25 protein-coding genes are annotated in these 26,558 nt (G+C 68.8%); 15 read left to right on the plus strand and 10 right to left on the minus strand.

From position 1 onward, the window contains the following. Positions 1–116 precede the first annotated feature (116 nt). The 3 genes from ABXS86_RS10420 to ABXS86_RS10430 all read right to left on the minus strand — a co-directional run bounded on the left by ABXS86_RS10420 (position 117) and on the right by ABXS86_RS10430 (position 2,760). Positions 117–1,220: a hypothetical protein gene (locus ABXS86_RS10420; RefSeq protein ID WP_353664385.1), complete on the minus strand. Its 1,104-nt coding sequence runs from the start codon at positions 1,218–1,220 to the stop codon at positions 117–119. Beyond that, positions 1,217–1,576 carry a PadR family transcriptional regulator gene (locus ABXS86_RS10425; RefSeq protein ID WP_144831012.1) on the minus strand — a complete coding sequence of 120 codons (360 nt, stop codon included), beginning with the start codon at positions 1,574–1,576 and terminating at the stop codon, positions 1,217–1,219. Before ABXS86_RS10425 ends, ABXS86_RS10420 begins: the two co-directional genes overlap by 4 nt. 149 nt (positions 1,577–1,725) lie before the next feature. After that, the gene (locus ABXS86_RS10430; protein ID WP_353664386.1) at positions 1,726–2,760 is read right to left on the minus strand and encodes an NAD(P)-dependent alcohol dehydrogenase; all 1,035 of its coding nucleotides are present in this window, start codon (positions 2,758–2,760) and stop codon (positions 1,726–1,728) included. A gap of 163 nt (positions 2,761–2,923) precedes the next feature. Between ABXS86_RS10430 and ABXS86_RS10435 the strand changes: the two genes are divergently transcribed. From ABXS86_RS10435 to ABXS86_RS10450, 4 genes are all read left to right on the plus strand, one after another. Then, a complete protein-coding gene (locus ABXS86_RS10435; protein ID WP_353664387.1) occupies positions 2,924–4,210 on the plus strand; it encodes a GAF domain-containing protein in 1,287 nt (428 codons plus the stop codon). Positions 4,211–4,271: 61 nt separating this feature from the next. Further along, positions 4,272–4,796, plus strand: coding sequence for a hypothetical protein (locus ABXS86_RS10440; RefSeq protein ID WP_353664388.1), 525 nt, complete (start codon positions 4,272–4,274; stop codon positions 4,794–4,796). A 269-nt stretch (positions 4,797–5,065) separates the two neighbouring features. After that, the gene (locus ABXS86_RS10445; protein ID WP_353664389.1) at positions 5,066–6,616 is read left to right on the plus strand and encodes an aldehyde dehydrogenase family protein; all 1,551 of its coding nucleotides are present in this window, start codon (positions 5,066–5,068) and stop codon (positions 6,614–6,616) included. A 111-nt stretch (positions 6,617–6,727) separates the two neighbouring features. Next, the gene (locus ABXS86_RS10450; RefSeq protein ID WP_353664390.1) at positions 6,728–7,117 is read left to right on the plus strand and encodes a DUF779 domain-containing protein; all 390 of its coding nucleotides are present in this window, start codon (positions 6,728–6,730) and stop codon (positions 7,115–7,117) included. Here ABXS86_RS10450 and ABXS86_RS10455 read toward each other — a convergent pair. From ABXS86_RS10455 to ABXS86_RS10470, 4 genes are read right to left on the minus strand one after another with little or no spacing between them, the layout of a single operon-like run. Next, positions 7,114–7,719: a response regulator transcription factor gene (locus ABXS86_RS10455; RefSeq protein ID WP_353664391.1), complete on the minus strand. Its 606-nt coding sequence runs from the start codon at positions 7,717–7,719 to the stop codon at positions 7,114–7,116. The two genes, ABXS86_RS10450 and ABXS86_RS10455, sit on opposite strands and share 4 nt — an antisense overlap. Then, a complete protein-coding gene (locus tag ABXS86_RS10460) occupies positions 7,716–8,825 on the minus strand; it encodes a sensor histidine kinase (RefSeq protein WP_353664392.1) in 1,110 nt (369 codons plus the stop codon). The genes ABXS86_RS10455 and ABXS86_RS10460 overlap by 4 nt, the downstream gene beginning before the upstream one ends. A gap of 19 nt (positions 8,826–8,844) precedes the next feature. Then, positions 8,845–9,642, minus strand: coding sequence for an ABC transporter permease (locus tag ABXS86_RS10465; RefSeq protein WP_353664393.1), 798 nt, complete (start codon positions 9,640–9,642; stop codon positions 8,845–8,847). Next, positions 9,639–10,574, minus strand: a complete 936-nt coding sequence (locus ABXS86_RS10470; protein ID WP_353664394.1) for an ABC transporter ATP-binding protein — start codon at positions 10,572–10,574, stop codon at positions 9,639–9,641. The genes ABXS86_RS10465 and ABXS86_RS10470 overlap by 4 nt, the downstream gene beginning before the upstream one ends. Before the next feature lie 181 nt (positions 10,575–10,755). Here ABXS86_RS10470 and ABXS86_RS10475 point away from each other — a divergent pair, with 181 nt between their 5' ends. From ABXS86_RS10475 to ABXS86_RS10485, 3 genes are read left to right on the plus strand one after another with little or no spacing between them, the layout of a single operon-like run. Continuing rightward, positions 10,756–11,046: a hypothetical protein gene (locus ABXS86_RS10475; RefSeq protein WP_353664395.1), complete on the plus strand. Its 291-nt coding sequence runs from the start codon at positions 10,756–10,758 to the stop codon at positions 11,044–11,046. Next, positions 11,043–12,797, plus strand: coding sequence for an alpha/beta hydrolase (locus tag ABXS86_RS10480; protein ID WP_353664396.1), 1,755 nt, complete (start codon positions 11,043–11,045; stop codon positions 12,795–12,797). The genes ABXS86_RS10475 and ABXS86_RS10480 overlap by 4 nt, the downstream gene beginning before the upstream one ends. 4 nt (positions 12,798–12,801) lie before the next feature. Further along, positions 12,802–13,350: a hypothetical protein gene (locus tag ABXS86_RS10485; RefSeq protein WP_353664397.1), complete on the plus strand. Its 549-nt coding sequence runs from the start codon at positions 12,802–12,804 to the stop codon at positions 13,348–13,350. On the opposite strand, the gene ABXS86_RS10490 is transcribed toward ABXS86_RS10485, so the two are convergent. Continuing rightward, positions 13,328–14,158 carry a class I SAM-dependent methyltransferase gene (locus tag ABXS86_RS10490; protein WP_353664398.1) on the minus strand — a complete coding sequence of 277 codons (831 nt, stop codon included), beginning with the start codon at positions 14,156–14,158 and terminating at the stop codon, positions 13,328–13,330. The two genes, ABXS86_RS10485 and ABXS86_RS10490, sit on opposite strands and share 23 nt — an antisense overlap. A 108-nt stretch (positions 14,159–14,266) precedes the next feature. On the opposite strand from ABXS86_RS10490, the gene ABXS86_RS10495 reads away from it, so the two are divergent. Then, entirely contained in the window at positions 14,267–15,208 is a 942-nt protein-coding gene (locus ABXS86_RS10495) for a RimK family alpha-L-glutamate ligase (protein ID WP_353664399.1), read from the plus strand. Beyond that, positions 15,201–16,514: an O-acetylhomoserine aminocarboxypropyltransferase/cysteine synthase family protein gene (locus ABXS86_RS10500; protein ID WP_353664400.1), complete on the plus strand. Its 1,314-nt coding sequence runs from the start codon at positions 15,201–15,203 to the stop codon at positions 16,512–16,514. Before ABXS86_RS10495 ends, ABXS86_RS10500 begins: the two co-directional genes overlap by 8 nt. Positions 16,515–16,848: 334 nt before the next feature. On the opposite strand, the gene ABXS86_RS10505 is transcribed toward ABXS86_RS10500, so the two are convergent. Continuing rightward, the gene (locus tag ABXS86_RS10505; protein WP_353664401.1) at positions 16,849–17,910 is read right to left on the minus strand and encodes an LLM class flavin-dependent oxidoreductase; all 1,062 of its coding nucleotides are present in this window, start codon (positions 17,908–17,910) and stop codon (positions 16,849–16,851) included. A gap of 123 nt (positions 17,911–18,033) precedes the next feature. On the opposite strand from ABXS86_RS10505, the gene sfnG reads away from it, so the two are divergent. Both sfnG and ABXS86_RS10515 read left to right on the plus strand, forming a co-directional pair. Further along, a complete protein-coding gene (gene sfnG / locus ABXS86_RS10510) occupies positions 18,034–19,167 on the plus strand; it encodes a dimethylsulfone monooxygenase SfnG (RefSeq protein ID WP_353664402.1) in 1,134 nt (377 codons plus the stop codon). Between the two features lie 130 nt (positions 19,168–19,297). Continuing rightward, entirely contained in the window at positions 19,298–20,326 is a 1,029-nt protein-coding gene (locus tag ABXS86_RS10515; RefSeq protein ID WP_353664403.1) for a putative FMN-dependent luciferase-like monooxygenase, read from the plus strand. 7 nt (positions 20,327–20,333) lie between these two features. Here the strand turns inward: ABXS86_RS10515 and ABXS86_RS10520 are convergent, their stop codons facing one another. Then, positions 20,334–21,239 carry a LysR family transcriptional regulator gene (locus ABXS86_RS10520; RefSeq protein ID WP_353664404.1) on the minus strand — a complete coding sequence of 302 codons (906 nt, stop codon included), beginning with the start codon at positions 21,237–21,239 and terminating at the stop codon, positions 20,334–20,336. Between the two features lie 182 nt (positions 21,240–21,421). On the opposite strand from ABXS86_RS10520, the gene ABXS86_RS10525 reads away from it, so the two are divergent. The 4 genes from ABXS86_RS10525 to ABXS86_RS10540 all read left to right on the plus strand — a co-directional run bounded on the left by ABXS86_RS10525 (position 21,422) and on the right by ABXS86_RS10540 (position 26,557). After that, positions 21,422–22,735 (plus strand): MFS transporter, encoded by a 1,314-nt coding sequence (locus tag ABXS86_RS10525; RefSeq protein WP_144831988.1) that lies wholly within the window; start codon positions 21,422–21,424, stop codon positions 22,733–22,735. After that, on the plus strand, positions 22,732–23,481 hold the full coding sequence (locus tag ABXS86_RS10530) for a 3-hydroxybutyrate dehydrogenase (protein ID WP_353664406.1): 750 nt from the start codon (positions 22,732–22,734) through the stop codon (positions 23,479–23,481). Before ABXS86_RS10525 ends, ABXS86_RS10530 begins: the two co-directional genes overlap by 4 nt. Positions 23,482–23,720: 239 nt before the next feature. Continuing rightward, a complete protein-coding gene (locus tag ABXS86_RS10535; RefSeq protein ID WP_307207514.1) occupies positions 23,721–25,361 on the plus strand; it encodes an ABC transporter substrate-binding protein in 1,641 nt (546 codons plus the stop codon). A gap of 122 nt (positions 25,362–25,483) precedes the next feature. Further along, entirely contained in the window at positions 25,484–26,557 is a 1,074-nt protein-coding gene (locus ABXS86_RS10540) for an ABC transporter permease (RefSeq protein WP_144831075.1), read from the plus strand. The last annotated feature ends 1 nt before the right edge of the window (position 26,558 follow it).

Genomic DNA, 26,558 nt, shown 5'->3' on the forward strand with positions numbered 1-26,558 from the left:
GAAGATCCGTCCCGGACGCCCGTCTCAGTGAGGTCGATCGCCATCGTCGTCGGCCTGGCCGAGTGCCTCGAGGACGAGGTGCGTCAGGTCGATGCTGATGATGCGCGGCGGATCGGTCACGGGGTCACCGCCTGCGTGGGCTGCGTCGCGGGGGTCGCTTCTGTACTGGGCGTCGGCCCGGGGGTCGGGGCCGAGAATGCGGAGCGGTCGCCCTGCGGCAGAGGCTGCACGCGGTCGAACGGGAACGCGGGAAGCGTCGCGGTCGCCAGGTCGGTCATGGTGTCCCAGGCCCAGTCGTCGGCCGGGATCTCGCGCAGCGGGTAGACGTTCCACAGCGGCGCGGCGCCCGGGTACGAGTCGGCGACGGGAACGGGGCCGCCGCCCCCGGCGAAGTAGGCGTCGTAGGGCTCGGACGATCCCACGCCGCCGATCGTGCGCAGCGGGTTGCCGTCCTGGTCGAACAGCTGCACTCCCGTGATCGGGTTGCCGGCGGCGTCGTACGCGTAGATGTTGCGGATCCGCTGTCCGTCGACGGCCAGTCCGGGCGTCGCGTCCGCCGCCTGCGGAGCGTCCACCCAGCCGACGAAGAGTTGCGTGAGAGCCGTCGAGAACGAGCCCGCGAACATCGGCACCGCGATCACGGCGAAGACGGTCAGCGTCGTGCGCACCACGCGCAGCCAGGCGAACGGCGCCCAGCGACCCCTGCCCCACTGCACGCTGACGAGCAGGCAGGCCAGCAGGATCGCACACGAGACGGGGTTGTAGCTCAGCGTGAGGATCGCGTCCAGGATGCCGCCCGTGCTGGGCCGCGGCATGAAGGCGAGGAAGAACCAGAGGTAGAACACGACGCCGCGCAGCACCCACCACGCAGGCCGGAGCGAAACGAGCAGGTCGAGCAGCCAGGCGCCGACCGCGGTGGCGCGGACCCGGTCGCGCAACTCCGCCCAGCCGCGGCGCACGTCGTCGACGAGGGCGAAACGCTTCTTCGGGGTGGCCGCGGATCCGCGTTCCGGAAGCCCCGCGGCCGCGCGCAGTTCGGCGGCGTAGGTCGCGGCATCCGGGAGCGTGAACTCCTCGCCGGCCTCACTCGCCTGGTCGGCGAGGTCGGCTTCGAGACCGTCGAGCAGGTCGTCGACCTCGTCGAGAGGGAGGTCGTCGAGATGCGAGCGGACGGCGGCGGCGAAGGCGCGGATGTCGTCGTGGACGGTCGTGGTGATCATCGTGCGTCTCCGATCGTGCGCAGCTTCGGGGCGGGAGTGGTGTCGTCGAGCAGGCTCGTCATGGCCGATGCGAAGTGCGTCCAGCTGGTGCGCTGCGCATCGAGCAGCTCACGGCCCTGCGGGTTGATCGCGTAGTACTTGCGGTGCGGTCCGCCCTCCGACGGCACGACGTAGCTCGACAGTGCGCCCGCGGAGTACAGGCGGCGGAGCGTGCCGTACACCGACGCGTCGCCGACCTCGCCGAGCCCAGCCTCGCGCAGGCGCCGCACGATGTCGTACCCGTACCCGTCGTCGTGCTGCACGACGGCCAGTACCGCGGCGTCCAGCACCCCCTTCAACAGCTGCGTCGTATCCACGCGGCCCCCTTCGCTTGTCTGCCACGGACAGTACCACGCAGTGCGCAGTAGTGCGTAGTGCGAAACCGCTTCTTCTCGACGCGCTCACCCGGCGGACACACCGAGGGGGTGGCATCCATGATCCGGATGCCACCCCCTCGTGGTTCGCGTCAGGGCACGACGACGGCGCGGCCGCGCACCTGCCCCTCGTGCAGCTTCGCGTACGCCTCGACGGCACCGTCGAAGCCGTAGCGCTCGACGTGGACGCCGACGGCGCCGCTGCGGGCGAGATCGAGCACCTCGATGAGCTCGCTGCGCGTGCCCCAATACGGAGCACGGACCGCGGCACCCATCGGCGTGGAGAAGAAGCCGGCCGGCATGATGCCGCCACCGATGCCGACGATGTGGATGAAGCTGTCGATCCCCGCGACCGCGCGCGCGAGGTCGATCGTGGGCTGCACGCCGACGAAGTCGAAGACCGCCGTGGCGCCGAGTCCGTTCGTGAGCTCGCGGATGCGCTCCGCCGCATGCTCGTCGGAGTTCACCGTGTGGTGCGCGCCGACTTCGCGGGCGAGGGCCAGCTTGTCCTCGCCGAGGTCGACGGCGATGACGGTGGCCTGGGTGATCGCGCGGAGGATCTGCACGCCGACGTGCCCGAGCCCGCCGACGCCGATGACCACGGCCGTCGCACCGGGGTACAGCTTCTGTTTCGCGGAGACGATCGCGTGGTACGGGGTGAGTCCGGCATCGGTCAGCGACACCGTCTCGACCGGATCGAGGTCGCCCAGGGGAGCGAGGTGCCGCGGGTCGTCGACGATGACGTACTCGGCCATGGCGCCCGGGCTGCCCAGGCCCGGAGGGGTGATGCCCATCTCGGCCGCGTAGGGGCAGTAGTTCTCGGCGCCCTGCGCGCACGCGTGGCAGCGCCCGCAGCCCCACGGGCCGTAGATCGCGTAGGCCGCGCCGATCTTCACGCCCTCGACGCCCTCGCCGAGTTCGTCGACGATGCCCGCGCCTTCGTGGCCGAGCGTGAGTGGCAGGCCGTAGGTGTACTGGTCTTCGGGGAGGTCCATCACGAACCAGTCGGAGTGACAGAGGCCGGCCGCGGTCACCTTCAGACGCACCTGGCCCGGGCCCGCGTGGGGCTCCTCGATCTCGACGACCTCGGGTCCCTTGCCGATCTCGCGGTACTGCACAGCCTTCATGGCGTTCCTTTCTGTCGGTCCTTCCACCGTGCTCTTCTCATCCACGAAGGGCAACCGGGCTCGACGGCGAATCCCTGGACCGCACCGGCTGAGGCCGACCCTCCCGCCCACGTGCCACCCGACCTACACTGGACCCACCTCCGTCACCGCCGATGGGAGTCGTGTGTCCTCTCCATGGTCGCGACCGGCCGTTTCTCCCGAGACCTCGGGACTGCTCATCGCGCGCGCTCACGAAGAACTCATCGCCGGAAACGAGGACCGCCGGCTGAACGACGTCCGCCCCCTCGTGCAGGAGTCGTGGCGGCGCTCACTCGCCTCGCTCGTCGGACCCGAGGGACTGCCCCCGCTCGATCTGACGACCGACGAGCTCGAGGCGTACCGGCAGGGCCATCCGCTGGCCGGGGTGATGGACATGATCCGTTCGCTGCTGCTGCCCGGCACGGCGGAGGAATCCGGCGTGGTCGTCGCGGTCGGAGACGCCGCCGGACGCCTGCTGTGGGTCGAGGGCGACCGGCACATCCGCGCGTTGACGGGTGACATGGGCTTCGTCGCCGGTGCCAACTGGTCGGAGGACGCCGTCGGCACCTCGGCCCCCGGAACAGCCCTGACCCTCGACCGCTCGGTGCAGATCCGCGGCGCGGAGCACTTCAACCGCCTCGTGCAGCCGTGGTCGTGTACCGCCGCGCCCGTGCACGATCCCGAGACCCGGCGACTGCTCGGCGTGATCGACGTCACGGGCGGAGTCGAGGCCGTGACCCCTCAAGCGCAATTGCTGGTGGATGCCACGGCCCGGGCGATCGAGAGCGAGATCCTCGTCGCACGACTGCGTGCGCAGCAGGCTCCTCCCCCGCGGCGGTCGACGCCGCCGCGGGCTCTCCTGCGCATCCTCGGGCGGGATCGCGCGCTGCTGGAGGCCGGAGGGTCGAGCCTCGAACTGAGTGCGCGGCACGCCGAGATCCTGCTGCTGCTGGCGATGCACCGCGAGGGATTGTCGGCCGAGGCGCTCAGCGAAGCCGTGTACGGGCATTCGGCCGTCGAAACGCTGCGGCCCGAGATGGTGCGCCTGCGCCGCGTGCTGGTGCCGGCCGCCCCGCAGCTGGTGCCGCAGTCCCGGCCGTACCGCTTGGCCGATGGCCTCGAGACCGACGCGCAGCACGTGCTGTCACTGTTGGATCGCGGGGCGCACCGGGTCGCGCTCGCGGCCTATGCGGGTGCGGTGCTGCCCGAGTCCGACGCGCCCGGGGTGGTCGAGGTGCGCGAATCGGTGCGATCGGCGCTGCGCGAGGCCCTCATCGCCGAGGCGGGGGTCGATGTGCTGCTGGCCTACGCCGACACCCTCGACGGGCGGGACGACGGCGAGGTGCTGCGGCTGTGCCTGTCGATGCTCCCGGCCCGATCACCCAAGCGCGCGGGACTCGTCGCCCGCATCGAGAGGCTCGATCGCGACTGAGGCCCGCACCCACCCCGCGGGTTCGGAGCCCGATGTCGGAGGCCCTCGTTACTCTGAACATATGGACGAAAAAGCGCTCGACATCTTCTCGGCAGCCCGGGCCCGTCGCGACGTGGGGCGCATCCGCGAGGCGCTGGCCGAGGTCAAGGCGGGCGATGTCGCCCGCGTCATCGTCCGTTCACCGCGCTATGGCCTCTATGCGCTCGAGGGCACGGTGCGCATCGGCGTGGGCGGGCAGCCGCTCGTCGGCGACGTCATCCTCGCGACGAGCTCCGAGATCCAGCGCATCGACCTGGGTATCGAGGCGCCCCAGCCCGCGCTCGAGGCCGACGTCCTCGATCCTTCGACCCTCCCCCACGGCACCCCCGTGCGCGTGACCTTCCTCACGCCCACGCACCAGACGTTCGCCCTCACAGGGCCGATCACCGCGGGCAACGACCGCTTCCTGCTCGTCGGCAGCTGGATCGTCGCCGACGACCGTGCGATCGCGCCGCGCGTACAGAGCATCGAGCGCCTCGACGACGTCGACCTGCACGAGGTCAACGTGCCCCCGCTGCGCTCGGTGCTCGCCGACGCCGACGCCTAGACCGCGTTCACTCGAACGGATGCCGTGGCCCGAGGGTCGCGGCATCCGTCGTTCTGTCCGGCCGTCCCGCCCGCGCGTGCGTCGAAGCCGCATTCGTTCGTCGACGACGCACCCGTTTCGCGTCGATCTCGTGCGGTCTCGTCGATCGAATGCGTCCTGAGCGCACGCCCGCTCGCCCGCGCAACTCGATGCAACCTCCCGCGGCGTACCGTCGGCGCATCGCCGCCCGAAGTCGACGCGGCGACTCATGACCGTCGAAGGAGACACGCATGACCATCGTCGAAGAAGGCGTCTCGAGCGTCTACGCCGCTCCCGGAACCCGCGGAGCCGTCGCCGAGTACCGCGCGCGGTACGGGCACTACATCGGCGGCGAATGGGTCGAGCCGCACAGCGGGGAGTACTTCGAGAACATCACCCCCGTCACCGGCAAGCCGTTCTGCGAGGTCGGCCGCGGCGATGCGCACGACATCGACCGCGCGGTCGAGGCCGGGTGGAAGGCGTTCGCGTTGTGGAAGAAGACCACCCCCGCCGAGCGCAGCGTCATCCTGAACAAGATCGCCGACCGCATCGAGGAGAACCTCGAGAAGATCGCCGTCGCCGAGACGTGGGAGAACGGCAAGCCGGTGCGCGAGACGCTCGCCGCCGACATTCCGCTCACGGTCGACCACTTCCGTTACTTCGCGGGCGTGCTGCGGGCGCAGGAGGGCTCGCTCAGCCAGCTCGACGAGAACACGGTGGCGTACCACTTCAACGAGCCGCTCGGTGTGGTGGGTCAGATCATCCCGTGGAACTTCCCGATCCTCATGGCCGCGTGGAAGCTGGCCCCGGCTCTCGCCGCGGGCAACTGCGTCGTGATCAAGCCGGCCGAGCAGACGCCGGCATCGCTGCTGTTCCTGTTCGACATCATCGGCGACCTGCTCCCCGCGGGCGTGGTGAACATCGTCAACGGGTTCGGCATCGAGGCGGGTGCGCCGCTCGCGCAGCACAAGCGGATCCGCAAGATCGCCTTCACGGGTGAGACCACGACCGGCCGCCTGATCATGCAGTACGCCTCGCAGAACCTCATCCCCGTGACGCTCGAACTCGGTGGCAAGAGCCCCAACGTCTTCTTCGAAGACGTCGCTTTGCACACCGACGACGCGTACTACGACAAGGCGCTCGAGGGCTTCACGATGTTCGCGCTGAACCAGGGCGAGGTCTGCACGTGCCCCTCGCGCTCGCTGATCCAGCGGTCGATCTACGACCAGTTCCTCGGCGACGGCCTCGAGCGCGTGAAGAAGGTGCGCCAGGGCAACCCGCTCGACCCCGAGACGATGATCGGCGCGCAGGCCTCGAACGACCAGCTCGAGAAGATCCTGTCGTACATCGACATCGGCAAGCAGGGTGGGGCGAGGCTGCTCACGGGCGGTGAGCGCGTCGACCTCGGCGGCGACCTCTCGGGCGGCTACTACGTCGCTCCGACGGTGTTCGAGGGCACGAACGACATGCGCATCTTCCAGGAGGAGATCTTCGGCCCCGTGCTGTCGGTCACAACGTTCGACGACTTCGACGACGCCATCTCGATCGCCAACGACACGCTCTACGGCCTGGGCGCGGGCGTCTGGGCACGCAGCGGCGACACCGCCTACCGCGCCGGACGCGCGATCGAGGCGGGCCGCGTCTGGACGAACACGTACCACCAGTACCCCGCGCACGCGGCGTTCGGCGGATACAAGCAGTCGGGCATCGGTCGCGAGAACCACCTCAAGATGCTCGACCACTACCAGCAGACGAAGAACCTGCTCGTGTCGTACGCCGACGGGGCGATGGGCTTCTTCTGAGTCGCAGCGGCGCCGGGGCTTTCCCGGCGCCGCGTCGCCATGTACCACAATCGGTCGCCTGAGGACCCTTCAGGCGACCGAAAGTGGGACATCGTTCGAAAGGAACGGGACATGGCCGAGCTTTCTCGCGTCGATGTGACGGATGCCGCGGCCGCGCTGCTGCGCGAGCTCACCGTCAAGCACGGGCCGCTGATGTTCCACCAGTCCGGCGGCTGCTGCGATGGCAGCTCCCCCATGTGTTACCCCGTGGGCATGTTCATCACCGGCCCCAGCGACGTGCACCTCGGCGACATCGACGCGGGTCTGGACGACCCCATTCAGGTCTACATGTCGGAGTCGCAGTTCGAGTACTGGAAGTTCACGCACCTGACGATCGACGTCGTCCCGGGCCGCGGCGCCGGCTTCTCGGTCGAGGGGCCGACGGGCATGCGCTTCCTCATCCGCTCCCGGATGCTGACCGAGGAAGAGGCGGAGGCGTTCGGGGTGGGCGCCGACCGCTAGAGCCACCCGCGCTCGACGGCGACCCGCACGGCATCCGCCCTGTTGCGTGCGCCGGTCTTGCCGATCGCGCTCGAGAGGTGGTTCTTCACCGTGCCCTCCGAGAGGTGGACGGTCCGTGCGATGTCGGCGATCGTGCCTCCGTCGCGCGCCGCGGCGAGCACGTCGGTCTCACGCTCCGTCAGGGGCGAGTCCCCCTGCGCGAGCGACTCGGCGGCCAGTTGCGGGTCGACCACGCGGAGCCCCTGCGACACCCGCCGCACGGCATCCGCGAGCTCGGTGGCGGGGGTGTCCTTCACCACGAAGCCCGACGCGCCGGCCTGCATCGCCCGCGCCAGGTAGCCGGGGCGTCCGAAGGTCGTGACGATGAGGGCGCGGCATCCGGGAACCTCCGCGCGCAACTGCGCGGCGGCGGCGATCCCGTCGATGCCCGGCATCTCGATGTCGAGCAGCGCGACGGTTGCCTCCGACGTGCGCGCCGCCTCGACCACCTCGTCTCCGCGTCCGACCTGGGCGACGACCTCGATGTCGGCCTCGAGCCCGAGCAGGGCGGCGAGGGCGCCGCGCACGAGGGCCTGATCGTCGGCGATGAGCAGTCGGATCACCACGCCACCTTCACTTTGAAGCCGCCCAGGTCGCTGCGGCCGATGGTCAACCGCGCTCCCGAGGTCTCGACGCGTTCGCGGAGTCCCGTGAGTCCTGAGCCGGTGGATGCCGTGGACGCCGGGCCGCATCCGTCGTCGGCGACCTCGATCGAGCGGTTGTCGAGTCGCACGCGGCAGGCACTCGCGCCGGAGTGGCGCACCACGTTGGTGACGGCCTCGCGCACGACCCACCCGGCGAGCTCGCGGCGATCGGCGGGCACCTGGTCGGTGGAGCCGGGCAGGTCTGCAGAGACGCCGGCGCTCTCGAGCGCGGCGCGGGCGGCGGCCAGCTCGCCGCTGATGCTCACGCCGCGATACCCGTGCACGGTCGCGCGCACGTCGGCCAGGGCTCCGCGGGAGAGGCCTTCGATCTGGGCGATCTCGTCGCGGGCGGCCGGGGAGCCGGCATCCATCAGTCGTCCTGCCAGTTCGGCCTTGACGGTGATCACCGTGAGCGAGTGTCCGAGGATGTCGTGCACGTCGCGGGCGACGCGGCCGCGCTCGCGTTCGGCGGCGAGTTCGGCGATCTGCTCTTGAGCCGCACGCAGCCGCTCGAGGGTCGAGATGTTCTCGACGAAGCTGAACATCATGATCGAGATCGAGAGGATGATCGCCGAGTTCACGACGTTCGAAAACGCATCCGCCCCCATCGCGTCGCCGACGATGAACGACACGGCGCTGAGGGCCGGGACGAAGAGCCAGGTGGTCCTCCGGCCCATCGCCGAGACGGCGAACGCGACGCCGACGAAGGTCCACATCCAGCGGATGTCGGTGCCCAGCCAGGGCAGCAGCGTGAGGCTCAGCGCGAAGAGCACCACCGTCGGCAGCAGCCTGCGGATGCGCGACGGGGTGACGCGGGCGTAGGGAACGGTCGCCATGAACACGGCGGCGAACACGATGATGATCGCGGTGCCGACGAGGTGACCCGTCACGCTCGGGCTCTGCCACAGCTCGACCAGCACCGGATAAGTCCAGATCAGCGAGATCGACGCGCCGATGAACCAGCCGCGTCGGAACGGACGGCGGCCCGGAACGCGGGTGCGCTCCGGGCCGGTCGTCGTGCTCACGTCGTTCACCCTAGGCGTGTCAGCCGCGACGCGTGTCGCGACGGAAGAAGGACACGGTGCCGGCGATGAACACCGCGAGCCAGACCACCGCGTTGACGAGGGCGCCGAGGTCGAAACCGTCGCCGGTGAGGGGCGAGCGGGCGAGCTCGCCGATGCCATAGACCGGCGTCAGCTTGCCGATCACTTGGAGGAAGTCGGGCATCGACGACAGGGGGAAGAACAGGCCGCCCAGGAACGACAGCAGCACCACCGCGAGGCTCGTGATCTGCGCCGCGTTCTCGCCCGGCACCATGTAGCCGACCATCAGGCCGAGGGTGGTGAAGACGGCTCCGGCGAGCACCCAGGCCGCGAGTCCCGTGACAATCCACTGCACCGGCGCGAGCTGCACGCCGGCTCCGGCGGCGACCGCGTAGGTCGCGATGACCGCGACCAGGCCGAACATCATGCCCGCGAGCATCTTGACCACGACGTTCGAGATCGGGTTGAGGGGGGTGAGCCGCAGCTGCCGCGACCAGCCCTGCGCGCGCTCGACCGCGACCGACGCCCCCGTCTGGGTCGCCGACATCATGGTTCCGTACATCGCCATCGAGACCATGATGTACGCGGCCACCGACACTCCCCCGGACGCCAGCGGTGTATCCGTCAGCGGCACATCGAGCGTCTGGAACCCGACGATGAAGAACATCAGCACGGGGAACGCGACGGTGAAGAGAATGCTGCGCGGATTGCGCAGCTTGCGCACCAGTTCGATGCGCAGATAGGTCAGCGTGAACCCACCCATGGCGGGCAGCGGGCGGTCGAGGGCGATGGCGGTCATCGGCGTGCTCCCGTCGGGACGAGGTCGGATGCCGAGGGCTCGGCGGTGAGCGTCAGGAACACGCTCTCGAGGTTCTGGGCGGTGATCTCGAGATCCCGCGCCGGGGTGGAGGTGAGCAGGTGGCGCGCGAGGGCGTCGGAATCCCGCGTGTGCACGGTGACGCGCTCGCCGGCGGCCTCGACCGAGTCGACGCCTGGAACAGACGCGAGGGCCGTGAGGTCGGCATCCGGAAGCGTCACCTGAACGACCCGCCCCGAGACGAGGTTCTTGATCTCGGTGGTGCTGCCGTCGGCCACGATCTGCCCGCCGCGCATCAGCACGATCCGGTCGGCGTACTCGTCGGCCTCGTCGAGATAGTGGGTGGCGAACATCACGGTGCGTCCGCGCGCGGCATCCGCTCGAATGGCGCTCCAGAACGAGCGGCGCGCCTCGACGTCCATGCCGGTGGTCGGCTCGTCGAGGATGAGCAGCGCGGGGTCGCTCACGAGCGCCATCGCGAAGCGCAGTCGCTGCTGCTCGCCGCCCGAGCACAGACCCACCTTGCGGCGGGCGAGGTTCAGGATGCCGGCACGCTCGAGGGCCTCGTCAACGGGACGTTTCTCGGTGAACAGGCTCGCCGTCAGCTCGACCGTCTCGCGCACGGTCAGGTCTTTCAGCAGCCCGCCCGACTGGAGCACGGCCGAGACGAGGCCGCGGGCGACGGCTCCGCGAGCGCTGTGGCCGAACACCTCGATGCTGCCGGCGTCGGGGTTGGTCAGGCCCAGGATCATGTCGATCGTGGTGGTCTTGCCCGCGCCGTTCGGGCCGAGGAAGGCCACGATCTCGCCCGGTCGGACGGTGAGGTCGACGCCGCGGACGGCGTGGACGGAGCCGAAGCTCTTGACGACGCCCCGCGCGTCGATCGCGGCGGGGGTGGGGGTGGAGGAGGTCATGTGTTCATGCTGGCCGCGGGGCTGGCAGGGCACATCAGCCGGCCGTCACCATTCAGGGGTGACGTTCGTCATGGGTGTCTCGGGTGAACTTGGACAATCGACGGGTGAATATGGTCTGGACCGGGCTTTTCCCTGTGGATAACTCGCTCGGGGTCGCCGTGATCCTCAGTACCTTTCCCGCATGCGTGCATTCACCGTGATCCCCGACGAGCTCCGCCGCACCGCCCTGATCTTCGACAACGTCATCCGACCCGCCGAAGGTCAGTTCCGGATGCCGTGGACCCGCGCCCTCGGTCACGAGGCGCTCTGCGCGGCCGTCGACGACTTCGCGGGGGCCCTGGCCGGCGGATGGACCGAGGCGGTCGCGAGCGTCGACGACGTGGCATCCGGCCTGCGAGAAGTCGCGGCGATGTACGAACGCGTGGACGACGATGCCGACGTCACCCTCAAGGCGCTGCAGGCGCTGCTGTGACCGCTCTGGGGCACTCGTCGCACGCCACCGGGCTCGTTCCGGGGTCGGTGGAGGCCGCGTACGAGGTCGCGCATCTCGCCGCCGAGCGAGAACGCGTCGCGTCCGATCTGGTCGACCGACTGCTGCACATGCGCGAGATCGACGGATGGACCGGGCAGGCGGCCGAGGCGTATGCGAATCGCGTGGCCGGGGTGGCTCGACGGTGGACCGAGATCGGCGACGGGCTCTCCGCGGTCATCGATCCCCTGCAGACGTATGCCAGGGCGTTGAGTTCGGCCCAGGGGCTCGCCGCGCAGGCGATCGAGGCGTGGGCGTTCGCGTCGACGCTGCCCGAGACGCCGGGGACGCCCGCCGGCTTCTCGTCGTTCTCGCGGGGGTGGCCGGTGCTCGTGTCGGATCCCCGCCACCGCGGGCCGGCTCCGACGACCGCCGGCGAGGCGCGAGCGCGGGCCGAGGCGATGGTGGCTGACGCGTGCGCCGACGTGAAAGCGGCGGGCGATGCTGCCACAGTCGCCGTGCGGCGTGCGATCGAGGCCGTCCGTGCGCGCGGGGAGGCATGGGCCGAGATCGGCGAGAGCCTGGGGGTCGCGGCGCTCCCGCCCGGACGAGTGCTCGCGATGACCCGCACCCTCGACCCGGAGACCCTCGCGGCGCTGCTCGGCGCGCGACCCGACCTGTTGAAACGCCTGGCGCAGACGAATCCGGCCGACGTCGCGCCGTGGTGGCGCGGCCTGAACCCGGCGCAGCAGGACGCACTGATCGCCTGTGCCCCCGGGATCATCGGCAACCTCGGCGGTGTCGCCTACGCCGCGCGCGACCGCGCGAACCGCATCGTGCTCGCCCAGGCGCTCGAGGAGGCACGGAACAGCCCGTGGGACCAGTCGGAGCAAGTGGCCGCGTTGGAGGCGGTGGATCGCGCCGCGACCGGGAACACGCTCGCCTCGCTGGTGTTGGACCGGCCGCCGTTGGCTCAGGTGGCGGTGGGTGATCTGGATCGGGCGAGTCACGTGAGTGTGATCGTGCCGGGGATGGGGACGACGGTTGGGAATGACATCGAAAGCTATGTGAGGTTGGCAACTCACCTCAGAAACGAAGAAGACCGCGCGTCTGAGCTCGTTGCAGGAGACTTTTCTGTTGTTGCGTGGGTCGGATATCACCCCCCAATGCCAGATACTCACGCAACGGAGGTGTTTGCCGATGCGAGGGCCGAGGTGGGCGCGCGTGCACTTGCGCGGGATCTCGACGCTTTGCGCGAAAATAGTCGAGAGTGCACGGGGTTCGAGCTCTCAGTTATCGCTCATTCTTACGGAACAGATGTGGCCACATTGGCATTGGAAGGATCGGATGCTGATCGGCTCGTGCTTCTCGGTTCCGCAGGCATCGCGGACCAGGTGCAAAGTGTTGCCGAGTTGAGAGTCCCCGGAGATCAGGTTTTCGCTTCGCAGGCTCGCGCAGACGGCTGGGCTCCTATCGGGCAGCTATTTTCCACTCGCACAGATCCGACCGTATCCGAGTTCGGTGCTCAGGTGTTCTCGTCAGAATCCGCGGTTGTTGACGGCGAGAAGCTACTTGGGGTCAATCGGCACGGTCCGTTCGGCGCTGAAACCGCCGGAGAAGCGAGTTATTTCACGCCAAACACAACCTCGATGCGAAACATCGTGCTCGCACTTGTTGGGGCGGACGATCAGATGATCATGGGCGGGAATGTCGAGGATCGCGAAATAACAAATGGATCGAGATGGGAGGGGTGAGCCAGTGAAGAAATGGGTGACGACGATGTTGGCGTTTGGCGGGGTGTTAGCCCTGACGGCTTGCTCGAGTGCGGCGGACAACGAGGGGACTGGCATGACGCCCGCAGAGATTCTGACGAGAGCCAAAGAAGTATTCGCGGACGCCAGGGTAGGAGTCGGGGAAGACGGATGGACTGAAGACCAGAAGTGGCTTTCCTGTGGGCTCATCAATGAAATCCCACACGTGCAACTCACATTTACAAGCGAACGGAGGATTCCACTGTCGCTCGAGCCGGCCGAAGTTGCCTCGCGCGTCAGCGATCGCTGGGCGCAGATAGGGGTCGACGCGCAGTTGTCTATCGACGAGCAGCTAAACCCCGTTCGATATATCCTTTCGGATCCGCCATATTTAAGCGGTGTCAACCCGGACGGCTCACTAACCCAACTCTGGCTCGGTGCTGATTTCGCAAATTTCAGCTACACGAGTCCATGTGTTGTTGGCGACATTTTCGAATTGCAGCCGCGTGGCGGTTCGTCGAGCACTCCGACCGTCACGCCACCTTCGTCGCCCTGATCGTGTAGCTCAGCGGCATCACCGACGGCTGCGCGGTCAGCGCGAACTCGCCGTTCGGGCGCTCCGTCATGCGGCCGGGCAGGGCCTCCCACGGAACGCTGTCGTGCTCGACGAGAGTGTCGAGACGCAGGCCGCGCTCCAGCAAAGCCGTGACGATCTCGCCGAGGCCGTGGTTCCACTCGTACGTCTTCGTCGACGTCAGCGGAGCCGACACCTCGACGTAGGTGCTGTCGTCGTCCCACTCCAGGGGTGCCGTCTGCTCGAAGTAAGGGAACGCGAGCGTCAGCCCGGGCAGCTCCTCGTTCATCGCCCACAGCACGGGATGCCCCTCGCGGATGTGAAGCGTCCCGCCGGGCGCGAGCAGCTCGGCGACGACCTCCGCCCATTCCGTGATCGACGGGAGCCAGCACAGCGCCCCGATCCCCGTGTAGACGAGGTCGAACTCGCCGCGCGGGAGCACCTCCGCCGCGCGCCGAACATCCGATCGGACGAAATCGACCTGCACGCCGGCTTCGTCGGCGAGGCGTCGCGCCTCCGCGACGGCGTTCTCCGAGAAGTCGAGTCCCGTCACCCGCGCGCCCAGCCGGGCGAGTGAAAGAGTGTCGGTGCCGATGTGGCACTGCAGGTGCACCGCCCGCTTGCCCGCGATGTCGCCCAGTAGGGGCAGGTCGAACCGCACGACGTCCGACAGTGCCGCGGAATCCTCCACGTAGCGCTGGACGCCGTACCCCGAACTGTCTCGCGCGGCGTGCAGAGTCGCGCGCTCATCCCAGTTGGCGCGGTTGGCATCGATGTAGTCCGAGGTCATGGCATCCCTTTCCGGCATCCGAGCCTAGGGGGCGGATGCCGGCGGCCCCGGTGTCGTCAGGTGACGCACGGTTGACCCGTTGTCGGAGGTCCGGGTTAGCCTGGCGGCATGTCGGGCAAGGTCTATGTCATCCACGAGAACCCCCAATGGATCCCGCCGTTCGCGGCGGCGTTCGAAGCCGAGGGTGTGCCGTTCGAAGAGTGGATGCTGACCGACGGCTCGATCGACCTGGCCGTCGAGCCGCCCGAGGGCATCTTCTGGTCGCGGCTGAGCGCCTCGGCCCACACCCGCGACCACGCCTACAGCAAAGAGTTCGGCCGCGCTGTGCTGCGCTGGCTCGTGTCGTGGGGTCGCACGGTGATCAACGGGGCCGACGTGCTCGAACTCGAGGTCAGCAAGGTCGCGCAGCACGCGGCTCTGCGACACGCGGGCATCGAGGTGCCGCGCACGGTCGCCGTGTTCGGCGTCGACGACCTCGCGGCCAAGGCCGAGGAGTTCGGCGCCCCCTTCATCAGCAAGCACAACCAGGGCGGCAAGGGCCTCGGAGTGCGGCGCTGGGACACCGTCGGCGAGTTCGCCGCGTGGGTGAAGAGCCCCGACTTCGAGCCCTCCCCCGACGGCATCACCCTGTTGCAGGAGTTGCTCGTCGCCAAGACGCCCTTCATCACGCGGGCCGAGTTCGTCGCCGGCGATTTCGTGTACGCCGTGCGGGTCGACACCAGTGCGGGCAGCTTCGAGCTCTGCCCCGCCGAGGCCTGCGCCGTTCCGGGGGCAGACGGGGTCGAGCCCGAACCCCTGTTCCGTCTGCGTGAAGACGTCGACCAGGCGCTCATCGACCGCTACCTCGCGTTCCTCGCGGCCGAGGGTGTTGGCATCGCGGGCATCGAGTTCATCGAGACGCGCGACGGGCGCACCGTCACGTACGACGTCAATACGAACACCAACTACAACCCCGACGTCGAGGCCACCGCACCGCGCTCCGGACCCCGCGAGATCGCCCGCTGGCTCGGCACGCTGCTCCCGCAAGAAGCGGTGGGTCTGCGTGGCTGAGCCCGCTCCCCCGCACTCCGACTGGCAGGGCTTCGGCTTCGCCACGCGCCAGGTGCACGCGGGCGAGATCGAAGACCTCACTCACGGCTCGCGCATCACCCCGGTGCATCTCTCTGCCGCGTACCGATTCGATTCGTTCCAAGAGGCGACCGATCGGTTCGCCGGCGCAGATCTGGGTCACCTGTACTCCCGCAACGCGAACCCCACCAACCAGGTCGCCGAGGCCCGGTTGGCCTCCCTCGAGGGTGGATCGGGAGCGATCGTCGTCGGCTCAGGTCAGGCGGCGATCACGATCGCCCTGCTCGGGCTCGCCGCCAGTGGTGAGCACATCGTCTCGACCGCCAGCATCTACAGCGGCACGCGGGTGCTGTTCGACCGCACCTTCGCCCGCATGGGCGTCACCGTCGAGTACGTGTGGGATCCCGCGGACGAGTCGGAGTGGGATGCGCTCATCCGCCCCGAGACGAAGGCGATCTTCACCGAGACGCTCCCGAACCCCAAGAACGACGTCGTCGACATCGACGCCGTCGCACGCGTGGCACGACGGCACGGCATCCCCCTCGTCGTCGACAACACCATCGCGACGCCGTTCCTGGTCCGCCCGATCGAGCATGGAGCCGACATCGTCGTGCACTCGGCGACGAAGTTCCTCTCGGGGCACGGTGCGAACCTCGCGGGTGCGGTGGTCGACGGCGGGACGTTCGACTGGATGGCATCCGATCGCTCCTATCCCGCGATCACCGACACCGCGATCGCGGGGCACTCCTCGTTCGTCGAGGCGTTCGGCCCGCGCGCGTTCGAGCTGTCGCTGCGGTTCGGCATCGCGAACGACACCGGCCCCGCCCTGTCGCCGCTGAACGGATTCCTGCTGCTGCAGGGCATGGAGACGCTGTCGGTGCGCATGCGCCAGCACCTGGCCACGGCGCGCACGATCGCCGAGTGGCTCGAGCAGCACGCCGCGGTCGAGAGCGTCGACTACGCGGGCCTGCCCTCGCACCCGCAGCATGCGCTCGCCGTCCGCGACTACGACGGGCTGTCGGGCTCCGTCTTCTCGTTCACCGTGCGCGGAGGTCGCCCCGCCGCGGAGCGCTTCTTCGACGCTCTGCGTCTGTTCAGCCGCATGACCAACATCGGCGACACGCGGTCGATGGTCCTGCACCCCGCGACGACGACTCACCTCGGCTTCACGCAAGACACACGCGATCGCCTCGGCATCGGCGACGGCCTCATCCGGCTGTCGATCGGCCTCGAAGACGCCGAAGACCTCATCGCCGACCTCGATCAGGCGCTCCGCGCCGCGTCGTAGCGCTCCCGCGCCAGCGTCCCGGTGCCCAGGTCCCACCCTCCGGCCGCCACGCGACCCGATGTTCGTACATGCCCGGGTTCCTGGCATCCGGGGCCCCTTCGACGGCCCTTGAGTGTCCAAAACACCCGGACGGTTTTCGTTTTCGTCCGGGTGTTTTGGACACTCAGCGGAGGAGAGCGGCGCCCCGAGCCCCGGCGCCGAGCCCCAGCCCGGACGCGCGTCCGCGCCCTCACGCGTTCCCCCCGTTGAGTGTCCAAGACACGCCGCGCTACGCGAGGACGACCGGCGTGTTCTGGACATGCAACGGGTGTGCGCCCCGCGGCACGGAGCGCGGTCAGGCGTCGCGCTGGGCCTCGAGGCGGCGCACGCGCGGGATCACTTCGGCGGCGAAGCGCTGCAGTTCGGGCAGGTGCGGCGAGAACTGCAGCAGCAGGGTCGAGACGCCGACGTTCGCGAAGGCGACGATGCGTTCTGCCACCTGATCGGGGGTTCCAACGAGGTTGGGGCGAAGGCCGCGGTTCGACACCGAGTACTCCTTGAGGTCGACCTGGGTGTCGAGCTTCGACTTGCTCACGAAGTCCTGGTACGAACCGTAGGCCGCTCCCCCGCGTACGTCGGTGATGCGGTCGATCTCGGCCTGAGCCTCTTCTTCGGTGTCGCGGACGACGGCGTAGGCGGCCATGCCGAACGCCTCGAACGGCGTCGCCCCGGCTTCGGCGCGGCGCCGGCGCATGTCGGCGATCTTCGTCTCGAGCTCCTCGAGCGTGCCGCCGTGCGTCAGGTACGCGTCGGCGAAGCGCGTGATCGCATCGCGCCCCGCCTCGCTCTCGCCGCCGGCGTACAAGCGCGGCAGCACCTGAGGCTTGGGCTCCAGGTAGGTGCCCTCGGTGCGGTAGTACTCCCCCTCGTACGCGAACGGCGTCTCAGACCACAGGCCGCGCAGCACCTCGACCCACTCGATCGTGCGCGCATAGCGGTCGTCGTGAGCGCTGAACAGGCCGTCGTACTGCTTGGCCTCTTCGGCCCACCACGCCGAGACGACGTTGAGGGTGAAGCGCCCTCCGCTGATCTCGTCGATCGTCGCGGCCTGCTTGGCGGTGTGGAACGGGTTGTGGAAGCCCGGGCGCACGGCCGCGAGCAGCTCGAGCTTCGAGGTCACAGCGGCGAGTCCCGCCGTCACCGCCCACGCGTCGAGCGACGGCGCCTCGACGCCCTTGATGTCGTTCAAGTTCAGCTCGGGGATGAGCGTGAGGTCGAAGCCGCCTTCTTCGGCAGCGCGGGCGATCTCGGCGATATGGGCGAACGACACGGGCGTCTGCTCGTCGTCGACGTTGCGCAACCATCCGCCGAAGATGGGGGTCCAGTAGCCGAAACGCACGCGCTGGGGGGAGGTCATGGCTCCATCCTCACCCGCCGCATGTCGCCCGGCGTCACGCGACGAAACGGTCCGTCACATGTCGTTGACCGATGCTCGACGCGATGGGAGGTTGGCCGGGTTCCGATCCGCGAGGAGGATCCCATGACCGATTCCACCCCCACCCACGAGCCGCTGAAGTTCGCCTACTGGGTGCCGAACGTCAGCGGTGGGCTCGTGATCAGTTCGATCGAGCAGCGCACCGACTGGGACTACGACTACAACGTGAAGCTCGCCCGCACGGCCGAGCGCGTCGGGTTCGAATACGCCCTGAGCCAGGTGCGGTACGCCTCCAGCTACGGCGCCGCGCAGCAGCACGAGTCCACCTCGATCAGCCTGGCGCTGCTGCTGGCCACCGAGAAGCTGAAGGTCATCGCCGCCATCCACCCCGGCATCTGGCATCCGGCCGTCTTGGCGAAGTTCATCAACACGGCCGATCAGTTCTCGCACGGGCGCGCGGCGGTCAACGTCGTCAGCGGCTGGTTCAAAGACGAGTACACCGACCTGGGTCTCGAGTGGCTCGAACACGACGAGCGCTACGAGCGTGCGGCCGAGTTCATCCAGGTGTTGCGCGGCCTGTGGACGCAGGAGAAGTTCTCGTTCCACGGGAAGTACTACGACATCACCGACTTCACGCTGCGGCCCTTCCCGTACGAGGTGCCGGGGCGGGCCCACCCCGACATCTTCCAGGGCGGCAACTCCACGGCCGCGCGCTTCAACGGCGGAGCGTTCTCGGACTGGTACTTCTCGAACGGCAAAGACTTCGACGGCTTCACCGAGCAGTACGACGACGTGACCCGGATCGCCGCCGAGCACGGTCGACGCACCCGCTTCGGCCTGAACGGGTTCGTCATCCAGCGCGACAGCCGCGCCGAGGCGGAGGCCCAATTGCGCGAGATCATCGCCCACGCCGACTCGGGCGCCGTCGAGGGGTTCCGCAAGAGCGTGCAGGAGGCGGGCAACGCCACGGCCGACAAGAAGGGGATGTGGGCCGACTCCTCGCTGGAGGATCTCGTGCAGTACAACGACGAGTTCCGCACGCAGCTCTTCGGCGACGCCCAGCAGATCGCCGAGCGCATCGTCGAGTACAAGAGGCGCGGCGTCGATCTGTTCCTGCTCGGCTTCCTGCACTTCCAAGAGGAGCTGGAGCACTTCGGTGAGACGGTGATCCCGATCGTGCGCGAGCTCGAGGCGGATCTCGCGCGGACGGGCGACCCGATCGGGGTGGCTGCCGGCTGAACATCCCGTCACAGCTGCCCGAGAGAGGCCCTTACGGGCCCGACGCGGTCCTACCCTGGAGAACGCGGGCGTATTCCACTCCGCGCATACAGCGAAAACGGGCCGCGCGGCCTCGGAGGGACTCGGTTCGATGAGCGGCGCACGCCTCGGATTCTTCACACGGGTGCTGGATGCCGGCACCGACGGCGACCGTTATCGCAAGGCGCTCGCGCAGGTCCGCGCCGCCGACGAGCATGGTTTCGCATCCCTCTGGGTCGCTCAGCATCACTTCGACCGTGACGAGGGAGGCCTGCCGTCGCCGTTCCCGTTCCTGGCCGCGGCGGCCGTGCAGACCGAACGGATCGCGCTGGGAACGGGGATCGTGACCCTTCCCATCGACGACCCGGTGCGCGTGGCGGAGGACGCCGCCTTCGTCGACTCCCTGAGCGGCGGCCGCGTGCAGCTCGGCATCGGCACGGGCGGCACGCCCTCGTCGTTCGCGGCTTTCGAGCGGTCCTCCGACGATCGCCGGGCGATCCACGCCGCGCACGTCGACGTCCTGCGTGACGCCTTCGCAGGGCGCGGCATCCGGAACACCGATCTGCGCCTCAATCCTGCGGCGCCACACCTCGGCGGTCGGGTGTGGCAGGCGACGTTCTCGGTCGACGGCGGTCGTCGAGCCGGATCCGCCGGTGACGGACTGCTGCTCTCGCGCACGCAGCCTCGCGACGACGGCCAAGACCTGCACGAGGTGCAGGTGCCGATCGTCGAGGCGTACCTCGCCGCACTCCCTCGCGGTGTCGCTCCGCGCATCCTCGCGTCGCGCACCGCGGTGGTCGTCGACGCCGACCGTCTCGATGAGGTGTGGGCGGGGGCGGATGCCGGAATCCGGCGTCTCGCACGTACATTCCTTCAGCGGAATGCCGGCGACCTACGGGAACTAGCGACTCTCACCAACACCCACCTGGGGACGGTCGATGAGGTGGTCAGATCGCTCCGAGCGGATCACACCCCTGAGCTCGCGACCGACGTCGCCTTCCAGGTGCACTCGCTCGACCCGGCCCACGAGGTGACCCTCCGGTCGATCGACCTGTTGGCGACCGAAGTCGCCCCTCAGCTCGGCCTGCGCACGGGCACTGAGGCTGCAGAGGAACTCCGCGCGCTCAACGCCATGGCCTGACGCTGGGTCACCCCTCCCCGTCGAGCATCGCCTTCGATCGCCGGGTCTGCTCGCGCAGCGCATCGGCGAGGGCGGCGACGGCGGGGATGCGCATCGAATCGGCGCGCACGATCATCCAGTACGGCAACCGCTCGGTCATCGTCTCGGGCAGCAGCCGCTCGAGATCGTCGTGACGGTCGGCGACGAAGCACGGGAGCATGCCGATACCGGCCCCGGCGCGCGTCGCCTCGACCTGCACGAGGACGTTCGTCGAGGTGACGCCGTCGCGCATGCGCGGCACGACGCGTCGGGGGAGGTCGAGGGCTTCGACCTGCAGCATCGCGTCGACGAAGTAGACGAGCCCATGCGTCTGCAGCTCGTCGAGGTCGCGCGGGCGGCCGTGCCGGTCGAGGTACGAGCGCGAGGCGTACATGCCGAGGGCGTACGACCCGAGCTCGACGGTCGTGCCGCGCGAGGTCTGCGGCTGGCCGACGACCACTTCGAGATCGAGGCCGGGGCGGTGCAGGGCTGCGCGTCGCTGGGCGGCGACGACCTCGACGACGAGATCCGGATGCCGCTCCCGCAGGCCCGCGATGGCGGGGGCGGCGATGTAGGCGCTGAACCCGTCGGTGGCCGACATGCGCACGACGCCCGACACGGGATCGGGCTCCGCTCCCCCGGCGGCGAGCTGCGACATGGCCGCCTCGATGCGCCCGGCGGTCTCGGCGGCGTGTGATCCGAGAGTCGTGAGCTCCCACCCGCGGCCCGACTGGGCCACGAGCCTGCCGCCCAGGGCCTCTTCGAGGGCGGCGATGCGCCGCGCGACGGTGGTGTGGTCGACGCCGCGCAGCTGGGCGGCGGCGGTGTACCGGCCCGTGCGGGCCACGGCCAGCAGCGTCAGCAAGTCGTCGGCGCGTACGTTCCCGGCATCCATGTGTGCAATTCTGCACAGCGGGGGAGCGGGACTGGGCATTGTCGCGCGCCGCAGACCACCTCAGACTGAGGCGCGGTCGTCACCGTCGACACCGAAGGAGCAGCATGGAACCCCCCACCACCGCGCCGCGCAGCAGCGACGCCCCCACTTCGAACCGCATCCGCCGTGTCGTCGCCGCCTCCATGGCCGGCACCGTCGTCGAGTGGTACGAGTTCTTCCTCTACGCCACCGCCGCGAGCCTCGTCTTCGGCACGTTCTTCTTCCCGTCGTCGGGCTCACCGCTCGACGGCATCATCGCCGCCTTCGTCACCTACGCGGTCGGGTTCATCGCGCGCCCGCTCGGCGGCATCGTGTTCGGTCAGATCGGCGACCGCTTCGGTCGCAAGCCCACGCTGCAGGCGACCATCATCATCGTCGGTGTCGCGACCTTCCTCATGGGCTGCCTGCCCGGCTTCGCGAGCGTCGGCTACTGGGCTCCCGCGATGCTCGTCGCCCTGCGCTTCATCCAGGGCTTCGCGGTCGGCGGGGAGTGGGGCGGCGCCGTGCTGCTCGTGGCCGAGCAGAGCCCCGACCGCCGACGCGCCTTCTGGTCGAGCTGGCCTCAGGCCGCCGTTCCGGTGGGCAACCTGCTGGCGACGCTCGTGCTGCTGATCACCTCGTTCGTACTGAGCCCCGCCGCGTTCCTCGACTGGGGCTGGCGCATCGCCTTCTGGCTGTCGGCCGTGATCGTGCTGGTCGGCTTCTGGATCCGCCGTCACGTCGAAGAGGCCCCGATCTTCCTCGAGGCCAAGGCGCAGGTCGAGAAGGAGAAGGCGACCTCGTTCGGCGTCGTCGAGGTGCTGCGTCGCTACCCGAAGGGCGTCGTGCAGGCGATGGGCGTGCGCTTCGCCGAGAACATCGTCTACTACATCGTCGTCAGCTTCTCGATCGTGTACCTGAAGATCGTGCACTCGTACGACACCAGTCAGCTGCTGCTCGCTCTGCTGATCGCCCACATCGTGCACTTCGCCGTGATTCCGCCGCTCGGACGCCTGTCCGACCGCATCGGACGCCGCCCGGTGTACCTCGCGGGCGCCATCCTCAGCGCGACCTGGGCGTTCTTCGCCTTCCCGATGTTCGACACTCTCAACCCCGTGATGATCGTGCTCGCGGTGACGATCGGCCTGGTCTTCCACGCCGGCATGTACGCCCCGCAGCCCGCCGTCATGGCCGAGCTGTTCCCGACGCGCATGCGCTACTCGGGCGTCTCGCTCGGCGCGCAGGTCACGGCGATCCTGGCGGGCTCGCTCGCCCCGATCCTGGCCACCCAGTGGCTGCGCGACTTCGGCTCGTGGCTGCCGATCGCGCTCTACATCGTCGTGGCGTGCATCGTCACCTCGATCGCTGTGCTGTCGTTGAAGGAGACGCGCGGCATCTCGCTGCGCGACATCGACGCCGCCGACGCCGCGCGCACGGCGGCAGGCCCCGCGACGACGGGGGCGAAGGGAGTCCGATGAGCACGGATCTGACCGGCCACCGCGCCCTCGTCACCGGGGGAGCGAGCGGGATCGGCGAAGCCATCGTCCGCGCCTTCGCCGGCGCCGGGGCCCACGTCACCGTCGCCGACGTGAACGGCGAGCAGGCGGCGCGCGTGGCGGCCGAGGTCGGGGGAGAGGCCTGGGCCGTCGACCTCTCCGACACGGCGGCGCTGCGCGAGCTGCACCTCGACGTCGACATCCTCGTCAACAACGCCGGCATCCAGCACGTCAGCCCCATCGAGGAGTTCGACCCCGAGCGCTTCTCGTTCATGCTGCGGCTCATGCTCGAGGCGCCGTTCCTGCTGATCCGCGCGGCCCTGCCGGGGATGTACGAGCGCGGGTTCGGGCGGGTGCTGAACATGTCGAGCGTGCACGGCATCCGCGCCTCGGAGTACAAGTCGGCATACGTCACCGCCAAGCACGGCCTCGAGGGGCTGTCGAAGACCACGGCCCTCGAGGGCGGCCCGCGCGGAGTGACGAGCGTGTGCATCGATCCCGGCTACGTGCGCTCGCCGCTGGTCGAGAAGCAGATCGCCGACCAGGCCCGCACCCACGGCATCGCCGAGGAGCAGGTGCTCGAGACGGTGCTGTTGAAGGATGCCGCGATCAAACGGCTCGTGGAGCCCGCGGAGGTCGCCTCGCTGGCGCTCTGGCTCGCCGGTCCCGATGCCGCGATGGTCACCGGTTCGAGCTACCTCATGGACGGCGGCTGGTCGGCGCACTGACGGGGGCGGGCCCGCGGGGGCCGCTCTCGTCGTCTTCTCCCTTGGCAGGACGATTTACGACACACAGCGGGTGCAGGCCGGAAGGGATCCGGTGAGATGAGGGTCCCAGCGGGGTCTCCGGCGGGTTTCGGTCTCGTAAATATGCGCGGGAGTGCTTTACGGTGGACACCTCCCCGGTCAAGGATGTCCGAGGGACTACGGCGCTTGTCGCAGTCGACTCTTCACAGCAGAGGTAATTCATGACACTGCACACCAGTGGGCGCGGCCGTTTCGGCCTCGTCATCGGCGCCGCCCTCGGCGCCTCGGCCCTTCTTCTCGCGGGTTGCTCCGGCGGCGGCGACAACGCCTCGTCGGGTGACGGTGGCGGATCGACCGACCCCCTGATCGTCGGCACGACCGACAAGATCACCTCGATCGACCCCGCGGGTTCGTACGACAACGGCTCGTTCGCCGTCATGACGCAGGTCTACCCCTTCCTCATGAGCAGCCAGTACGGCACGTCGGAGGTCACCCCCGACATCGCCGAGTCGGCCGAGTTCACCTCGCCGACCGAGTACACGGTCAAGCTCAAGTCGGGCCTGAAGTTCGCGAACGGCCACGACCTCACGTCGTCCGACGTGAAGTTCTCGTTCGACCGCCAGGTCGCGATCAACGACCCGAACGGCCCCGCGTCGCTGCTGGGCAACCTCGACAGCGTCGCCGCTCCCGACGACACCACCGTCGTCTTCACGCTCAAGAACGGCAACGACCAGGTCTGGCCCCAGATCCTGTCGAGCCCGGCCGCTCCGATCGTCGACGAAGAGGTCTTCTCGGCGGATGCCGTGACCCCCGACGACACGATCGTCGACGGCAAGGCGTTCGCCGGCCAGTACATGATCGATTCGTACAAGGTCAACGAGCTCATCTCGTACAAGGTCAACGACACCTACCAGGGCTCGCTGCCCAAGGCCGCCAACGGCGGGATCTCGGCGAAGTACTACGCCGACTCCTCGAACCTCAAGCTCGACGTGCAGTCGGGTGCGATCGACGTGGCCTACCGCAGCCTGAGCGCGACCGACGTCGCCGACCTGCAGAAGGACGACGCCGTCAAGGTCATCGACGGCCCCGGCGGCGAGATCCGCTACATCGTCTTCAACTTCGACACCATGCCGTACGGCGCGAAGACCCCCGACGCCGACCCGGCCAAGTCGCTCGCGATCCGTCAGGCAGCGGCCGACCTCGTCGACCGTCAGGCCATCGCCACCGACGTGTACAAGGACACCTACTCGCCCCTGTATTCGTACGTCCCGCAGGGTCTCGCGGGCGCCAACGAGGCGCTCAAGGACATGTACGGCGACGGCAGCGGCATGCCCGACGCGGCCAAGGCCAAGGCGACCCTCGAGGCCGCCGGTCTCTCGACGCCCGTCACGCTGAACCTGCAGTACAACGGTGACCACTACGGCCCCTCGTCGGGTGACGAGTACGCCGCGGTCAAGGCGCAGCTCGAGAAGGACGGCCTGTTCACGGTCAACCTCGCTCAGACCGAGTGGGTGCAGTACACAAAGGACCGCAAGGCCGACGCGTACCCCGCCTACCAGCTCGGCTGGTTCCCCGACTACTCGGATGCCGACAACTACCTCACCCCGTTCTTCTCGAAGGACAACTTCCTGCTGAACCACTACGACAACGCCGACGTGCAGAAGCTGCTCGTCGACCAGGCGACGCAGACCGACAAGACCACGCGCGAGCAGGAGATCGGCGAGATCCAGGACAAGGTGGCCGCCGACCTGTCGACCCTGCCGCTGCTCCAGGGCAAGCAGGTGGCGATCGTGGGCTCGAGCGTGGACGGTGCCGTTCTCGACGGCTCGTTCAAGTTCCGCTACGCGCCGCTGCACAAGTAAGACCGACACGGCGTCTCGTCGCGTTCCGTTCGTCCGACGACCGGGGGTCACGTACCCTCGGTCGTCGGGCGAGAGCGGAGCGACGAGGCGCCGTTTCCCCATCGAGTGAGGTCTCTTTCCGTATGGTCACCGCCGTCGACGCCGCCGACATCGCCAAACCCGTCGCCCCCAAGGGGGGAGGACTCTGGCGCTACATCCTTGTCCGCCTCCTGCTGATCATCCCGACGGTCTTCATCCTCGTCACCGTGGTGTTCGTGCTCATGCGCATCACCGGTGACCCCATCACCGCCGCCCTGGGCGGCCGCCTCCCACCCGATCAGCTCGAGGCGCGCATCGCCGCCGCCGGCTACGACCGCCCGCTGATCGTGCAGTACTTCGAGTACATCGGGGGCATCCTCCGCGGCGACTTCGGCACCACGCTCACCGACAACCGTCCAGTGATCGAGATCCTGCTGCAGTACGGCTCCGCCACCCTCGAGCTCGCGATCTACGCGCTCATCGTGGCGCTGCTCATCGGCATCCCGTTCGGTCTGATCGCCGCCTACAAGCGTGACCGCTGGCAGGACGCCGTGCTGCGTATCGGCGCGATCCTCGGCTACGCGACCCCGATCTTCTTCGTCGGCCTGCTGCTGAAGCTCGTGTTCTCGGTGTGGCTGGGCGTGCTGCCGGTCGCGGGTCGGGCGGGCACGCGCACCGAGCTGAAGCTGCAGACGCTCGACAACCCCAGCGGCATCTACCTGATCGACGCCATCCGCCTCGGCGACGGCAACGCGATCAGCGACGTGCTCATCCACGCGATCCTGCCCGGGGTAGCCCTCGGCATTCTGACCGCGGGCATCTTCCTGCGCCTCGTGCGCACCAACGTCATCGGAACGCTCGGCGCGCAGTACGTCACCTCGGCGCGCTCGCGCGGAGTGGGGGAGTACCGCCTCGTCACCAAGCACGCGTACCGCCCCGCGCTCATCCCGATCATCACGGTCATCGGTCTGCAGATCGCCCTGCTGCTGTCGGGTGCGGTGCTGACCGAGACCACCTTCGAGTGGAAGGGCCTCGGCTTCATGCTCAGCGAGTACCTCAAGGCCCGCGACTTCGTGGCCGTGCAGGGCATCGTCGTGATCATCGCCGTGCTGGTGGCCTTCACCAACTTCCTCGTCGACGTCATCGCGGCGATCATCGACCCGCGAGTGAGGTACTGAC

It is taken from the genome of Microbacterium sp. che218 (assembly GCF_040436305.1).
GTDB classification, from domain to species: domain Bacteria; phylum Actinomycetota; class Actinomycetes; order Actinomycetales; family Microbacteriaceae; genus Microbacterium; species Microbacterium algihabitans.